The organism is Pseudomonas tremae (genome assembly GCF_001401155.1).
In the GTDB taxonomy this organism is placed as follows: Bacteria; Pseudomonadota; Gammaproteobacteria; order Pseudomonadales; family Pseudomonadaceae; genus Aquipseudomonas; species Aquipseudomonas tremae.
On sequence record NZ_LJRO01000444.1, the window covers coordinates 1 to 1,017 of the forward strand.

Annotated in this window: 1 pseudogene; it reads right to left on the minus strand. The window is 53.9% G+C overall.

What is annotated here, in order from left to right:
• Positions 1-17: 17 nt before the first annotated feature.
• Positions 18-1,017, minus strand: a pseudogene (locus ALO43_RS23780) (Tn3 family transposase); the annotation flags it as partial.

Here is a 1,017-nt window from a genome sequence, read left to right on the forward strand (position 1 = left end):
AACCGCCGAAATTTCCGTCACCCCCAATCCACACCCTCTAGCAAAGTATCCAAATCCAGCATTTTGCCACCATCCTCGAAGGTGTAATGTCCGCCCAATAGTAGGTGCTGCCAGGCCACCGGTGATGTTGACTTGATGAGTGCCAGCGCCTTGGCTTTACCCTGGCAGCGCTCCAGTAGCCGTGAAAGGATGGCCGCGTTGTAGTAGATGATGGCGTTAGCAACCAGTCGGGCGCACTGGTTGCTGATTTCTAACCCTAGGTCCGTCTGCCCCGTCAGTTCCTTTTTGCCGCCAACCTGGGCAATGGCTGCACGCAACTGGTGGTATGACTCAATGCGGTTTTGCGAGCGATGCACGTTGCGCTGCAACTGTGGGTCGCGTAGGTAGCGTAATGTGTAAATACTGCGGATGAGCTTGTCGTACTCGAAGACCGCACGCCGCGTGGGATTGGACGTGCTGTAGGTGCATATTTTGCGGATAAGCGTCGCTTGCGTCATGTCTTTCAATGCCAGTGTGGCCACGATCTGGTCAATGCCCTCTTTTTCGCTTTCAATGGCTTGCAGGGCGATCTGACCCACTGGTTTTACGAGGTATTTTTCATAAAGAGCCAGATCATCGACACAGTACAACTCCTTAAGTTGAGCGTTGGCGTCGGTAAAACGCGGTGCAAATACCCCGCCGAACCAGTCGAAAATGGCAAAGTTGGCCTTGTTGATGCTGTGCATATCGCCGGTGATCATTCTCGGCACGATGTTCGAGGTATTGCGGTACCACACGTCAAAGGCATGATGGGCCTCATATTAATGCGCGCCAATTACCCAGCCTTGTAGCGGCACATGGTTGCACAGCATTGTGTAGGCCACCACGCCCTTGCCACGGGCAAAGTATTTGCGCGAATGCCGTGCTTGGATCGTGGGACGCTCCATGCTGAACTTCTGCCCATCCACGCTACCGTAGAGCATTTCCAGGTCGAATGAGAAATGCTCGAAGATCGGCAGCTTGGCGATGGCGTTGCTA